The 14,670-nt window shown below is 43.8% G+C and carries 17 protein-coding genes; all 17 read left to right on the top strand.

Features of this window, described 5'->3' with window-relative positions; translation table 11 throughout:
* Window position 1 precedes the first annotated feature (1 nt).
* The 17 genes from fliJ to sps_RS18530 all read left to right on the top strand — a co-directional run bounded on the left by fliJ (window position 2) and on the right by sps_RS18530 (window position 14,669).
* Window positions 2-448 (top strand): flagellar export protein FliJ, encoded by a 447-nt coding sequence (gene fliJ / locus sps_RS18610; protein WP_077753870.1) that lies wholly within the window; start codon window positions 2-4, stop codon window positions 446-448.
* A gap of 203 nt (window positions 449-651) precedes the next feature.
* On the top strand, window positions 652-2,250 hold the full coding sequence (locus sps_RS18605) for a flagellar hook-length control protein FliK (protein WP_237157880.1): 1,599 nt from the start codon (window positions 652-654) through the stop codon (window positions 2,248-2,250).
* Window positions 2,251-2,354: 104 nt separating this feature from the next.
* A complete protein-coding gene (gene fliL, locus sps_RS18600) occupies window positions 2,355-2,876 on the top strand; it encodes a flagellar basal body-associated protein FliL (protein WP_077753868.1) in 522 nt (173 codons plus the stop codon).
* A gap of 116 nt (window positions 2,877-2,992) precedes the next feature.
* Window positions 2,993-4,027, top strand: coding sequence for a flagellar motor switch protein FliM (gene fliM / locus sps_RS18595; RefSeq protein ID WP_077753867.1), 1,035 nt, complete (start codon window positions 2,993-2,995; stop codon window positions 4,025-4,027).
* 68 nt (window positions 4,028-4,095) lie between these two features.
* Entirely contained in the window at window positions 4,096-4,479 is a 384-nt protein-coding gene (gene fliN, locus sps_RS18590; protein ID WP_077753866.1) for a flagellar motor switch protein FliN, read from the top strand.
* 7 nt (window positions 4,480-4,486) lie between these two features.
* On the top strand, window positions 4,487-4,858 hold the full coding sequence (gene fliO, locus sps_RS18585) for a flagellar biosynthetic protein FliO (RefSeq protein ID WP_077753865.1): 372 nt from the start codon (window positions 4,487-4,489) through the stop codon (window positions 4,856-4,858).
* 2 nt (window positions 4,859-4,860) lie between these two features.
* Complete coding sequence (fliP, locus tag sps_RS18580; protein ID WP_077753864.1) at window positions 4,861-5,607, top strand: flagellar type III secretion system pore protein FliP; 747 nt, start codon at window positions 4,861-4,863, stop codon at window positions 5,605-5,607.
* Between the two features lie 8 nt (window positions 5,608-5,615).
* Window positions 5,616-5,885: a flagellar biosynthetic protein FliQ gene (locus sps_RS18575; RefSeq protein ID WP_077753863.1), complete on the top strand. Its 270-nt coding sequence runs from the start codon at window positions 5,616-5,618 to the stop codon at window positions 5,883-5,885.
* A gap of 11 nt (window positions 5,886-5,896) precedes the next feature.
* Complete coding sequence (locus tag sps_RS28540) at window positions 5,897-6,115, top strand: hypothetical protein (protein WP_077753862.1); 219 nt, start codon at window positions 5,897-5,899, stop codon at window positions 6,113-6,115.
* 5 nt (window positions 6,116-6,120) lie between these two features.
* On the top strand, window positions 6,121-6,918 hold the full coding sequence (gene fliR, locus sps_RS18565; protein ID WP_077753861.1) for a flagellar biosynthetic protein FliR: 798 nt from the start codon (window positions 6,121-6,123) through the stop codon (window positions 6,916-6,918).
* A gap of 48 nt (window positions 6,919-6,966) precedes the next feature.
* Window positions 6,967-8,100 carry a flagellar biosynthesis protein FlhB gene (gene flhB, locus sps_RS18560; protein WP_077753860.1) on the top strand — a complete coding sequence of 378 codons (1,134 nt, stop codon included), beginning with the start codon at window positions 6,967-6,969 and terminating at the stop codon, window positions 8,098-8,100.
* Between the two features lie 289 nt (window positions 8,101-8,389).
* Window positions 8,390-10,489 (top strand): flagellar biosynthesis protein FlhA, encoded by a 2,100-nt coding sequence (flhA, locus tag sps_RS18555; protein ID WP_077753859.1) that lies wholly within the window; start codon window positions 8,390-8,392, stop codon window positions 10,487-10,489.
* Window positions 10,490-10,500: 11 nt separating this feature from the next.
* Window positions 10,501-11,895 carry a flagellar biosynthesis protein FlhF gene (flhF, locus tag sps_RS18550; protein WP_077753858.1) on the top strand — a complete coding sequence of 465 codons (1,395 nt, stop codon included), beginning with the start codon at window positions 10,501-10,503 and terminating at the stop codon, window positions 11,893-11,895.
* A gap of 4 nt (window positions 11,896-11,899) precedes the next feature.
* Complete coding sequence (locus sps_RS18545; RefSeq protein ID WP_077755762.1) at window positions 11,900-12,781, top strand: MinD/ParA family protein; 882 nt, start codon at window positions 11,900-11,902, stop codon at window positions 12,779-12,781.
* On the top strand, window positions 12,774-13,493 hold the full coding sequence (locus sps_RS18540) for an RNA polymerase sigma factor FliA (protein ID WP_077753857.1): 720 nt from the start codon (window positions 12,774-12,776) through the stop codon (window positions 13,491-13,493). The genes sps_RS18545 and sps_RS18540 overlap by 8 nt, the downstream gene beginning before the upstream one ends.
* Window positions 13,494-13,534: 41 nt before the next feature.
* On the top strand, window positions 13,535-13,918 hold the full coding sequence (gene cheY, locus sps_RS18535) for a chemotaxis response regulator CheY (RefSeq protein WP_012324268.1): 384 nt from the start codon (window positions 13,535-13,537) through the stop codon (window positions 13,916-13,918).
* 13 nt (window positions 13,919-13,931) lie between these two features.
* Window positions 13,932-14,669, top strand: coding sequence for a protein phosphatase CheZ (locus sps_RS18530; RefSeq protein ID WP_077753856.1), 738 nt, complete (start codon window positions 13,932-13,934; stop codon window positions 14,667-14,669).
* The last annotated feature ends 1 nt before the right edge of the window (window position 14,670 follow it).

The raw sequence follows: 14,670 nt of genomic DNA, 5'->3' as shown, positions 1-14,670 counted from the left end.
AATGGCTAAGCATGACCCTCTTCTTACTGTATTGAAACTGACTAGCGAGGCAGAGGAGCAGGCGGCGTTGCAATTAAAGTCAGCTCAACTCGCACTTCAAAAGTGCCTAAGCCAACTTGAGGCTTTGCGAAACTATCGCTTAGATTATATGAAACAGATGGAGAGCCATCATGGTAAGAATATCAGTGCCAGTTATTATCACCAATTTCATCAATTTGTACGCCAAGTAGATGAAGCAATCACCAAGCAGGTTACTTCAGTCACCGAAGCCGATAATCAAAGAGAACACAGGCAGCAGTACTGGCAAGAGAAACAACAAAAACGTAAGGCTGTTGAGTTGCTGTTAGAGCATAAAGCGCTGAAGGCTAGGGAAGCGGAATTGAGGCTAGAACAAAAAATGGTGGATGAGTTTGCATCACAGCAGTTCTATAGGAAAAAAGTGCGCTGATATGACGTTATGTCGATGCAGTATACTTCCCCAATAAAGTGACCAATATTGGCGCTTTTATTGCATGCTCTATTGAATGAGTTGTGGGTATTTGATTTTAGGCCACTATTTTGACAACACAGTTTAACGATATAGTTCTAGCATCTTTGATTTCTAAAAAATAGCTCTTATGTTTATTGACTATCAGCCTTGTTGGAGGCTTCATGCAGAAAATGACAAATATACTCTTAACGAATAAAGACAATGTATCCGATAACTTATCTGTAGGCGGGATAAAACAAGGTGATAAAAGTCGTGCCCAATCATCTGAAAGTAATGACTTTTCTTCGGCATTAGAACAAGCGAACACTCAAGCTAGAGAGTCAAATCGAGCTAAAAATGCTAATGTTGAAAAGATGTCTGCTACAGAAAGCTCACAGGCTAATGTAGAGAGGGATGAGGCTGCGCTAGAGGGTGACCCCCAAGCTGTCGATGATGCTGTAAGCAATGTTGATCATGTTTTAGCCCAGATAAATTTGGCCAGTCAGTTAGAGGCAAATACTAACCTAGACAACAGCGGCGATAGTTTGCCGTTGGAAGGCAGTGAAAAAACGACAAGTGATCCCACATTAGACGACTATTTACTGAGTGTGGTGGATGGTGCTGAAAATACAGAACTCAATTTTCCCGCGCAAGAGACAATACAAGCAGATGAAGTAATAGCCGATATTGTTGGGACCGAGCAATCCCAGACAGTATCAAATGTCGAGTTAGAGACCTTACTCATAAATCCTGATACTCAGGTTCCTCTGGATAAAAACCTTATTGATAAGCTAGTACTAGAGTCAGGTTTATCTGAGGCGGAATTAGCATTTTTACCCCCTGAAAAATTGATTCAATTAATTTCCACGGTGACAAGTTCAGACTCCCAGACTGTGAGCGTGGGCTCTGCTGTGGTTGGAGGGGAGATCCGTAAAGGCCATGAAAGCCGAAGTGCAGGCCTTATACAGTCAACAAATAACTTGCCATTGTCTGAAGCGGAAACCTCTGATAAATCGGTCGGATTCAAGGATATAGGTAAGGTTAACTTGACCCATCAAGGTGCAGGGAATGATGTGTTAACCCGTACGGAAAATCAAATAGATCAGGGGAGTACAAAGCTTCCTGTTGAAGCGATGACTAAGGCTGAGCAACAGCTTAAAGGGGCTGAGTTATCGGTACAGCTCAATCCCTTGAAATCCAGTTTAGATGGGGGGACTACGCTAAGTGACACGTCATCCACGTCTAATACTGACATCAAAACCTTATCAGGGTTGCAAATAGGCTCAACATCACAGAGTAAATCAGAAATCCCCCAGTTTCAGTTGGTTTTAAGACAGAATAATGACACTCAGAGCCAGATGCAGGAAATGATCCAGCGTTTCTCTCCAGTGATGAAGCAACAGCTAGTGACTATGGTGAGTCAAGGGATCCAACATGCTGAAATCAGGTTAGACCCCCCTGAACTGGGGTCATTAATGATTAGAATTCAAGTCCAGGGTGATCAGACTCAAGTGCACTTTCAAGTTGCCCAGCATCAGACCAGAGACATAGTTGAGCAAGCATTACCTAGATTGAAGGAATTATTAGCTGAACAAGGCTTGCAACTCTCTGATAGCCAAGTTTCTCAACGTGATTCGGGAAAAGATCAAGGTGAAACGGGTCATTCGGAGCATTCACAAGAGGGTTATGACTCTGAACTGGATGAAATATCTGCAGATGAGTCACTATTAAGCTCAAATCAGGCATCTAGTTATCGTTCAGGTATAGATTATTACGCATAAGAAGGTAGTCTATAGCAAAATTAGATCCTTGATGGGTAAAAAGACATTAACCCTTGGTCTATTATAACAAGATTGCATCAGACTTAAGCCTAAAGGGAAATGAAATGGCCGAAGAAGAATCCTTAGAACTTGAAGAAAATGAAGACCCGAAAAGTAAGAAAAAACTGATTGTCTTCGGTGTTGTCGGACTCGTATTAGTGCTAATTATAGCCGGGGCCTTGTGGTTTTTCATGGGGGCAAGCGATAGCACTGCAAACAGTGAAAATACTGATGGCACCGAAGAAACTCAAGAGCCTATGAATGTAGGTGAGGCTTTCTATGTGGGGATGCCTAGGCCATTCCTGTTTAACTTGCCGGGGGCGAATCGTGCCAGGTTGGTAGAGATTAAAGTTCAGTTGATGGTGCGCGGCTCTGACGATGATGTATTAATTAAGAAACACATCCCCTTGATTGAAGATGCACTACTGACGACATTTAGTAGTGCCGATGTTCAAAAGTTAAGCACCCTTGCCGGTAAAGACGAGATGCGTCAATTGGCCTTACTCAATGTTCAGAATACGCTACAACCTGTGACAGGGCGTAAAGTCGTTGAGAAAGTCCTGTTTACTGGTTTCGTCATGCAGTAGTGCATGAGAACAATCCAAGATTAATTTTTTAGTTTTTGATTTATGCTAACGAGGTTTCAAGCCGCGCTTGTATGAGTTAGCTCGTTTCCCTATTTTTGTTTAATAAAGGCATTATTGTGAGTGATCTATTAAGCCAAGACGAAATTGATGCGTTACTACACGGTGTAGATGACGTTGATGAAGATGAAGTTGAAGAGGGCGAGATTGATGCTCGCTCCTATGATTTTTCTTCTCAAGATCGTATTGTTCGCGGAAGAATGCCGACCTTAGAGATAGTGAACGAAAGGTTTGCCAGACACTTGCGCATCAGTATGTTTAATATGATGCGCCGAGCGGCTGAAGTTTCCATTAATGGCGTGCAAATGCTCAAATTCGGCGAATATGTTCACACTCTGTTTGTTCCGACCAGTCTGAATATGGTGAGATTTAGCCCGCTAAAAGGAACGGGGCTCATCACCATGGAGGCAAGATTAGTCTTCATTTTAGTGGATAACTTCTTTGGTGGCGATGGACGTTTTCATGCCAAAATTGAAGGTCGTGAATTCACTCCAACGGAAAGACGTATCGTTCAATTATTGCTAAAAATCATCTTCGAAGATTATAAAGATGCTTGGGCTCCTGTGATGGATGTCGAGTTTGAGTACCTTGATTCCGAGGTCAACCCAGCAATGGCAAACATTGTCAGCCCAACGGAAGTCGTGGTAATTAGTTCTTTTCATATCGAAGTGGATGGCGGCGGTGGAGATTTCCACATTACCTTGCCGTATTCCATGATTGAGCCAATACGTGAGCTACTCGATGCTGGTGTACAGAGTGATACCCAAGATACGGATATGCGCTGGTCCCAGGCACTGAAAGACGAGATCATGGATATCAAGGTCGGCATAGACGCAACCATAGTAGATCAAGAGATCACCCTCAAAGATGTGATGGAGTTTCAAATTGGCGACATTATTCCAGTTGATCTGCCTGAACATATTGTCTTACGTGTCGAGGATCTACCCACTTATAGGTGTAAGTTGGGTAAGACTAGAGACAATTTAGCCTTGCGAGTCTCCGAAAAAATCCCACGGCCGGAAACCGTCAAATCTGAATTGAACTTAGTGACGCGTAAGAGTAAGGCTAAAGCTAAAGACATTTCTGATTTATAAATCCTATCTTAACTAAGGAAGTAGCTTGTTAAGATAGTAAACTGAATTAAGTAGTTAAGGTAAAGACAATGAGTACAGAAGATACAGGTGATGATTGGGCTGAAGCAATGGCCGAACAAGCGATAGAGGAAGCTGAGGCTGTCGAACTTGATGAGCTGACAGATGAAAGCCAACCTTTAACAGCCGAAGATGCAGCGAAACTCGATACCATCATGGATATTCCTGTGACAATATCCATGGAAGTTGGTCGTAGCTTCATCAGTATTCGTAACTTATTACAACTCAACCAAGGCTCGGTAGTGGAATTAGATCGTGTTGCCGGTGAGCCTCTGGATGTGATGGTTAATGGCACCTTGATTGCCCATGGTGAAGTGGTTGTTGTCAATGATAAATTCGGTATACGCTTGACTGATGTCATTAGCCAAACCGAGCGTATTAAGAAGTTAAAATAGGGTAGATATGATTAACACGTTATTCGCAAGTGGATTGGCAGCTTCCCCCACCGTCGCATCAACCGCAGAGAAAGGATCGGCAATTACGACAATGACCAATATGTTAGGTGGGTTAATCGTTGTGCTCGCCATCATTTTTGTGCTGGCATATATCGTCAAACGATTAAATCTAGCGCCATCTAACCACAGTGTATTAAAGACTTTGGCTGTGATGCCATTGGGGCAGAAAGAGAAGGTGGTATTACTCGAGGTGGGTGGCCAGCAATATTTACTCGGTGTGACAGCTCAGCAAATACAGGTAATAGATAAATTAGATACCCCCATCAGCATAGAGACTGAGTCTTTTGCTGAGCGATTACGCCAAGCAAAGACGACATAAATATGAAGCGACTATCACTTTCACTCATCTTGGGGTTGTTGCTACTCTCACCAGCGGCATTCGCCGTTGATGGTGTATTACCTGCCTTGACTGTGACCACGACTCCTGATGGTGGAACTCAGTATTCTGTGACTATGCAGATATTGCTGTTAATGACGGCAATGAGTTTTCTGCCAGCCATGATTATCATGCTCACCTCATTTACGCGTATCATAGTGGTATTGTCGATTCTTAGACAAGCAATTGGCTTACAGCAGACGCCGTCAAATCAAGTGCTTATTGGCATCAGTATGTTCATGACATTCTTTATCATGGCGCCTGTTTTCGACAAAATATATGACGAAGCCGTTAAACCTTATATTGCAGAAACCATGAATATTGAGCAGGCTTTCAATATTGGAAAAGAGCCGATCAAGACTTTTATGTTAGCCCAAACTCGGGTAACAGATCTCGACACATTCATCGAAATTTCGGGATATCAGAATATTAATTCGCCCGAAGATGTCCCTATGAGCGTGTTAATTCCTTCATTTATTACCAGTGAGTTAAAGACTGCGTTTCAGATTGGGTTTATGTTATTCGTGCCTTTCTTAGTATTGGATCTTGTGGTGGCTAGTATTTTAATGGCTATGGGTATGATGATGTTATCTCCCATGATCGTCTCACTCCCTTTTAAAATCATGTTGTTTGTGCTTGTCGATGGCTGGAGCCTGGTGATGGGTACTCTTGCAAATAGCTTCGGTATCTAGGTGGGTTTATGAATCCTGAGTCATTGGTTGATATCTTCCGGGAGGCCCTCTCAGTCATAGTGACCATAGTGTCGTTGATTATCGTGCCAGGACTCGTGATCGGGTTAGTGGTGGCGGTATTTCAAGCGGCAACCTCAATTAACGAACAAACCCTAAGTTTTCTTCCTCGTTTATTGACGACATTGTTTGCTCTGATGTTTCTCGGCCACACCTTAATTCAAACCATGATGGAATTCTTCTTACAGATGGTCAATATGATCCCCCAGGTCATAGGGTGACGAGGAACAATATGTTTCGAGTGATTAACTTGACTCGGGTGATTAATATGACTCGAGTGATTAATTTGATCCGAGTGATTAACTTGATTCGGGTGATTAATATGATTCGAGTGATTAATATGACTCGGGTGATTAATATGACTCGAGTGATTAATATGACTCGAGTGATTAACTTGACTCGGGTGATTAATATGACTCGAGTGATTAACTTGATGACTCCAGTAGGTTAGCCCAGATGGATATTCTAATGGCGACCCTCATGGACACGATAGCCTCTTACATGTGGCCTCTGTTCAGGGTGTCTAGTATGTTTATGGTGATGGCCGTGTTCGGGGCTAATACCACACCTGTCAGAGTCAGAGCCTTGTTATCGATGGCGATAACTTTTGCCATCGCGCCAGTTTTACCCCCTGTGGAGAATGTAGAACTATTTGCGGCGTCTGCGATTTTTATCACTTTGCAACAGCTTCTGATTGGCATCGCTATGGGATTCGTTACTTTGCTTGTGATGCAAACCTTTGTTCTCACAGGCCAAATCATAGGTATGCAGACCAGTTTAGGTTTTGCCTCTATGGTAGATCCATCTTCCGGTCAACAAACTCCAGTGATCGGTAACTTATTTTTGCTGTTAACCACCATGATCTTTCTCGCTGTCGATGGTCATTTGGTCATGATACGTATGCTAGTGATGAGCTTTGAGACGATTCCCGTTTCGGATCAAGGTCTGAGTATCACAAGTTATAGAATGTTGGCTGAGTGGGGGGGGTATATGTTTGGCGCGGCATTGACCATGTCCATCACGCCTATCGTTGCGCTATTGCTGATAAACCTGTCATTCGGTGTCATGACTCGAGCTTCACCCCAACTGAATATTTTTGCCATAGGCTTTCCTGTGACCATGGTCAGTGGTTTAGTGATCTTGTGGCTAACCTTGACTCCGATAATGGAGCACTTTGGTGAAGTGTGGACGTCAGCTCAGTTGTTGCTATGTGATCTCGTGAAGCTTCAGTGTAATACTGATGGAACATTTTGATGTCTCAGCTTAAGCGCTTGCAGAGCTGACCTAAGGGAGTGCTAGTTCATGGCTGAAAATGACAGTAGCCAGGAAAAAACCGAAGAGGCTACCCCTAGGCGATTAGAACAAGCACGGGAGAAAGGTCAGGTTGCCCGCTCTAAAGAACTGGGAACATCAGCTGTTTTAGTGTCGGCAGCGGTTGGCTTTGCTATGGTCGGCCCAAGTATTGCCGCTAGTTTAGTCACCATAATGACTACCATGTTCACTATGGACAGGGAGCAAGTATTCGACACAAATCAGATGCTCTTGGTTTGGAGCATGATAGGACGAGAGCTGGCCTTTCCCATGGCTAGCCTGATGTTAGTCATCGCTTTAGTGGCCTTTATCGGCAATATCGTCTTAGGCGGGATCAGCTTCTCTACCAAGGCATTTATGCCGAAAACCGAGAAAATGAATCCTATGAAAGGGTTTAAAAGAATGTTTGGCGTACAGGCCATTGTGGAATTAACCAAAGGTATTGCCAAATTTTTGGTTGTCGCATTATCCGCATATTTTCTTTTGAGCTTCTTTTTTAATGAAATTTTGGCTTTATCTCGGGATCATCTTCCTGGGAATGTATACCGTGCGCTTGACCTATTAGTCTGGATGTTCATCTTGCTGTGCTCGTCAACATTACTCATCGTGATTATTGATGTCCCATTCCAGGTTTGGAATCACAATAAACAACTCAAGATGACTAAGCAGGAAGTAAAAGATGAATATAAGGACACCGAGGGTAAGCCTGAGGTCAAAGGTCGCATAAGACAGATGCAAAGGGAGTTAGCTCAGAAACGCATGATGTCAGAAGTCCCCAGTGCCGATGTTATCGTTGTTAATCCAGAGCACTATGCTGTAGCGGTGAAATACGATGCTATGAAGTCGACGGCGCCCTATGTGCTGGCAAAAGGTGTTGATGAAGTTGCTTTTAAGATTAGAGAAATTGCAAGAGCACATGACATCGCCATTATCTCAGCGCCCCCTTTAGCTAGAGCTATCTATCATACAACCAAAATAGATCAAGAGATCCCTGAGGGACTATTTACTGCCGTTGCTCAAGTATTAGCTTATGTATTTCAGTTACGTCAATATCAGCAACATGGAGGCCGAAGACCTACGGCTATTCCTGTTAAACAGCCCATACCGGAGGATTTAAAGTATTAAGCTTGTCGAGTATTTTGGCACAGTACTTAGTCTGCTGAGTTCAGCTCAAGTCCCTGAGTCGATTTTATCGGTAAAATTGAGCCGATGTGACTATTATAATCTATTTTTGCTGTAAATTTATTCAGTTAAATCATGAAGCATTCATTTAACGTCAGTCTAACGGTATAGTGCTGACTTATAAAAATAAAACCATATTGATAACCTAGTTATTTATGACGGAAATTATTTCCACTACTTGGCTCAAAAATTGCTTTACTAGAGCTAGATGTCAAAAGTTTGGATTTTTTGAATGGATGTTAGAGCAAGACTCGGTCAACTGAAACAAGTAAAACCTTCGAGTTTTAAAGGCATAGGAACACCTTTGTTTGTTCTCGCTGCGTTAGGCATGATTGTATTGCCTATGCCGCCATTCCTGCTGGATATACTGTTCTCATTTAACATAGCCTTGGCCTTAGTCGTGCTGCTTGTGGCTATCTATACCGATAGACCATTAGATTTTGCCGCTTTCCCCAGCGTATTGCTCATTGCGACTTTATTGCGCCTAGCCCTGAATGTTGCATCGACTCGAGTGGTTTTGCTTGAGGGCCATAACGGCGGTGATGCCGCCGGTAAAGTGATCGAGTCTTTTGGATCTGTTGTGATTGGCGGTAATTATGCCGTCGGTCTGGTAGTGTTTTTAATCCTTATTATCATTAACTTCGCCGTAGTGACTAAAGGTGCTGGTCGTATATCAGAAGTTAGTGCTCGCTTTACCTTGGATGCCATGCCTGGTAAGCAAATGGCTATCGATGCGGATTTGAATGCCGGAGTATTAAACCAAGATCAAGCGAGAGATAGACGCGCCGAGGTCACCAAGGAAGCCGATTTTTACGGGGCAATGGATGGTGCATCTAAATTTGTTAAAGGCGATGCAATTGCTGGGATCATGATCATGGTGATTAATATTCTGGGCGGATTCGTTATCGGTATGGTGCAGCATGGACTGGATTTTTCCTCTGCCGTCGAAATCTATACTCTGTTAACCATAGGTGATGGACTGGTCGCTCAGATCCCGGGTCTTTTACTCTCGATTGCTGCAGCATTGATGGTGACTCGTCAAAACGAGTCCGGTGATATGGGACAGATGATGATGTCTCAAATGCTTGACAATCCTAAGTCAATAGCCATCGCAGCTGGTGTCTTATTTATCATGGGGATTGTCCCTGGCATGCCACACTTTGCCTTCATTTCATTGGCATTAGTCGTAGGCACAGTGGCTTATTTCTTATATAGAAAACAAACGAAGGAGCGTGAGGAATCCCTGGAGCTTGCGAAAAAACCTGCTGCAGATAAGGGAGCCGCCAAACCTAAGGAGCTTAGCTGGGATGATGTTCAGCATGTAGATACCATAGGGTTAGAAGTAGGATATCGGCTTATTCCTTTGGTCGATAAAGGCCAGGGCGGCGAGTTGCTTGGCAGGATAAAGGGGGTGCGTACAAAGCTTTCCCAAGAGCTTGGTTTTCTGGTGCCAGCTGTACATATTCGTGACAACTTAGATCTCTCTCCAAATACCTATCGCATCTCCTTGATGGGAGTGGCATCCGGTGAAGCCGAGATAAGACATGATTGTGAACTGGCCATCAATCCGGGCCAGGTATACGGCAAACTCGATGGCATAGAGACGAAAGACCCAGCCTTTGGCTTAGAAGCGGTTTGGATAGCTCCAGAGATGAGAGAGCATGCGCAAACCTTAGGTTATACCGTGGTCGATGCTGCAACGGTAGTGGCCACTCACTTGAGTCAGCTATTGACCAATAATGCGGCTAAGCTTCTCGGTTACGAGGAAGTTCAGCAGCTTATGGATATGCTAGGTAAACATTCGCCTAAGTTAGTCGATGGTTTTATACCGGATGTTATGTCCTTGGGCACCGTTGTCAAAGTCATGCAAAACTTGCTCAACGAAGGTGTTTCGATTCGCGATCTTAAGACAATAGTACAGACATTGCTTGAATATGGTCCCAAGAGTGCCGACACCGAAGTATTGACTGCTGCGGTTCGTATCTCTCTAAAACGAATGATAATCCAAGAAATCAGCGGACCCGAAACCGAGATCCCCGTCATTACTTTGGCGCCAGAGTTGGAACAAATGTTGCATCAATCAATGCAAGCGACGGGAGGAGAGGGGCCAAACATCGAACCTAGCTTGGCTGAGCGGATGCAAAAATCTTTAGAAGATGCATCACAAAGGCAAGAGATGGTGGGGCAACCTGCTATATTACTCACATCGGGCATGTTACGTTCGACTCTCTCTCGATTTGTAAAGCACACGATTCCTAACCTAAGGGTGATTTCCTATCAGGAAGTTCCCGATGAGAAGCAAATCAGAATTGTTTCTGCTGTGGGTCAGTAGAGGGCATATAAGTGAAAATTAAACGTTTCTTAGCAAAAGATATGCGTACGGCATTGGCTCAGGTTAAAGATACCTTAGGATCAGATGCCGTGATTATGTCGAACAAAAAGGTCACTGGTGGGATAGAGATCGTCGCAGCCGTGGATTACGATGAGCCGAAACCAAAGGCCCTAATGGCAGAAAAGCCGGCTTCGGCTCCCACTTTCATGGATTTGGCTGAAGAGAAAATCTCGCTGGGGCTAAAGCGACCTGTTCGCTCTGAAGCCAGAGCCAAGCCGGCGCCTGCGGCCGATTCGCTACAGGCATTGCTAGAGCGGCAACAGAGTCGGGTTGAGCAGCAAGTTTCTCAGCATACCAGTGAAGAATTAGACATGCCTGAATGGGCTAAAGGCTTGCAGGCACCTCAATCGAAAACCAAGTCGTCGCCACCGGATATGCAAAACTTTGCAAATAAGTCTTCACATGAGACGAAGGGGAAAGCTAGCCCTGAGCTTGAGATGATGCGTGAAGAGCTGGCGTCTTTGAGAAGTTTGTTGACCCATCAGGTCACTGCTTTGATGCATGAGCAGAAAAGCAGGGTGGATCCCGTAGGTGCCATGTTAGAAAGTAAATTACTGGATGTTGAGTTTTCACCTACAGTGGCAAAAAAACTGTCTGAATTGAGTGAACATTATACACCAGCAGATCTAGTTAGAGCATTGCCTCGTAGTTTGGCCAATATGTTGGATAATCAAGGTGATGATATAGTACGCCAAGGTGGTGTAGTGGCATTTGTTGGACCAACTGGGGTTGGAAAAACAACAACGCTAGCTAAACTAGCCGCGAGGTATGCAGCACATCACGGCGCAGAGCACGTAGCCTTGATCACAACCGATCATTATCGCATTGGAGCCTTTGAGCAATTGGCAACCTATGGCAAAATAATGGGATGTCCGGTTAAGCAGGCTCATGATCTCAATGAGTTGGAACAAATACTGTATCAGTTCCGTAATCGCAAGCTAGTATTGATAGATACAGCTGGAATGGGTCAAAGAGACATGCGCTTATTCCAGCAACTTGATAATTTAGCTGCAAATAGCAGATTACCTATTCGCAGTTATCTGGTACTGTCATCTACAGGTCAGAGAAGAGTTTTAGAAGAAGCGGTGACACAATTTAAACGTATCCCATTATCTGGTGCGATATTGACGAAATTGGATGAATCAGTTTCCTTAGCTCCCGCATTGAGTGTTTTGATACAAAGTGGGTTACCATTAAGTTATGTTACTGATGGACAAAGAGTTCCAGAAGATATGCAAGTGGCCGATACATTCGCGCTAGCAAACAAAGCGCTATCGGTGTTAGATAATAAACCAGCAGTCAGCAATAGTGAAAGGTCAGATGAAAGGGCCTATGCATTTGAGTAAAACAATGAGTCGGGATCAAGCAAGTGGTTTACGTATGATGAATCAACCTTATAACGAAAAAGTAAAAGTAATAGCCGTATCGGGTGGTAAGGGAGGCGTGGGTAAAACCAGTGTTTCTATCAATACCGCCGTTGCGTTAGCCGAAAAAGGTAAGCGTGTACTGGTGCTGGATGCCGACTTAGGTCTGGCAAACGTGGATGTTATGCTTGGCCTTCGCGCCGAACGTAACTTATCCCATGTCTTATCCGGTGATACCGATCTGGACGATATCATAGTGCGAGGCCCTAAAGGGATAGGAATTATTCCTGCAACTTCGGGTACACAAGCTATGGTTGAACTATCAGCAGCACAACATGCTGGGTTAATCCGGGCATTCAGTGAGATGCGAACGCAATTCGACATACTCATCGTCGATACTGCTGCGGGGATTTCCGATATGGTATTAAGCTTCTCCAGAGCCTCTCAGGATGTACTCGTTGTGGTTTGTGATGAACCTACATCAATAACAGATGCTTATGCGCTAATTAAGATACTCAGCAGGGAACATGGCGTCTTCCGCTTTAAAATAGTCGCCAATATGGTAAGAAGTTTACGGGAAGGGATGGAACTCTTTGCTAAGCTTAGTAAAGTTACCGATCGTTTTTTGGATGTCGCACTTGAATTAGTGGCTACAATCCCATTTGATGAGAACTTGCGAAAGTCGGTACGTAAGCAGAAATTAATTGTTGAAGCGTATCCTAAATCGCCAGCAACGATTGCTTACCATGGTTTAGCGAATAAGATCATTAGTTGGCCTATACCGCAGCAACCAGGAGGTCATCTAGAGTTCTTTGTTGAGCGTTTAGTGCAGCGACCAGAGTATCAAGAGGATAGAGCGAGTGAGTAAAGCCTCTGCGTATACTCGTTTAGATAATAAAACTTTAATCGTTGAACAATACGCACCGCTTGTAAAAAAAATAGCTCACCATTTGCTCGCTCGTTTACCTGCATCGGTGCAATTAGACGATTTACTGCAAGCAGGCATGATGGGGTTACTAGAAGCTTCGTCAAAGTTTGACGGTAACAAGGGGGCTAAGTTTGAGACTTTTGCGGGTATTCGAATCCGTGGGTCTATGCTTGATGAGATACGTCGTGGAGATTGGGTGCCGAGATCGGTGCACAGAAACCAGAGACGGGTCGCCCAGGTTATCGATGAGCTTGAGCAGGAGCTTGGCAGAGATGCGAAAGATGCCGAGATAGCCCAGAGACTGGACATGACCTTAGATCAATATCATCATATTTTAAATGATGTTTCAGTAGGAAAAGTAATAGGGATTGAAGATTTAGGTGTATCGGTCGATGTTATTAGCCACGAGGATGGGGTTAATGACGATACCTATGAATCGATTGCAGAAGATGAATTTCATTCTGCATTGGTTGCAGCAATTAAGTTATTGCCTGAAAGAGATGGACTAGTTTTGTCGCTTTACTATGATGAAGCTTTAAATTTAAAAGAGATTGGGGCCATTCTTGAGGTTAGTGAGTCACGGGTTAGCCAGATTTTAAGTCAGGCAATGCTCAGACTAAAAGCTAAACTTAAGCATTGGACAAAAAAATAACGATTACATGAGCAATAATTAAGAGCTCCGCGGAGGAAACTTTGGACAAGAATATGAAGATTCTCGTTGTTGACGATTTCTCAACAATGAGACGTATCATCAAGAACTTGTTAAGAGACTTGGGTTTTAACAATACTCAAGAAGCTGATGACGGTTCGACAGCACTACCTATGTTACAGAAAGGAGATTTTGATTTTGTTGTGACCGACTGGAATATGCCGGGTATGCAAGGAATCGATCTGTTAAAAGCGATTCGTGCTGATGACGAATTAAAAAATATCCCTGTGTTGATGGTAACAGCAGAGGCTAAGAGGGAACAGATCATCGCCGCGGCTCAAGCCGGGGTAAATGGCTATGTTGTCAAGCCATTTACGGCAGCGACATTGAAAGAGAAGTTAGACAAAATCTTTGAACGACTCGGTTAACCAAGGTTGTGATATGCAGGCGAATACTTCAGGGCTCATTTCGTTAGAGCAGGCAAATAAACTTGTAGAATTGCTGTCTCAAGACGAGCAGTCACTCGCTGATGATTTAATCAGAGATATTGCTGCGCCTATTCAAAAGGAACTTTTTGATGAGGTTGGCAGGCTCACTCGTCAGCTACATAGCGCGATCGTTGATTTTCAGGTTGATGATCGACTGGTTGAGCTTGCAAGCACTGAGATCCCGGATGCCAAAGAGCGGCTAAATTATGTCATAGATATGACAGAACAAGCCGCTAATAAAACCATGGATGCCGTTGAAGAATGTTTACCTTTAGCTAACGCACTCACGACCAATATCCAATCGGTTAAACCCACTTGGGATCGTCTTATGAGACGTGAAATTGAACTGAGCGAATTTAAAACCTTGTGTCACGACGTTCAACAATTTGTCGAGCGCAGTGAATTAGATTCTATTCGTTTGAAAGATCTGTTAAACCAAATCTTACTCGCCCAAGATTTTCAGGATTTAACCGGGCAGATGATAAAAAGGGTTATCGATCTGGTTCGTGAAGTTGAAAATAATTTAGTCTCGATGTTGACGGTATTTGGTGAACAACCCGTCAGTGAAAATCCGACAATTGTCGATAGCAGTGTCGAAGCCGAAGGGCCAATCATGAACGCTGAACAACGTGACGATGTCGTCACAGGGCAAGATGAAGTTGATGATCTGCTATCGAGTTTAGGGTTTTAAT

The organism is Shewanella psychrophila (assembly GCF_002005305.1).
Taxonomy (GTDB): domain Bacteria; phylum Pseudomonadota; class Gammaproteobacteria; order Enterobacterales; family Shewanellaceae; genus Shewanella; species Shewanella psychrophila.
The sequence above is the reverse complement of the archived record's forward strand: the minus strand, read 5'-3'. Positions and strand labels throughout refer to the sequence as shown.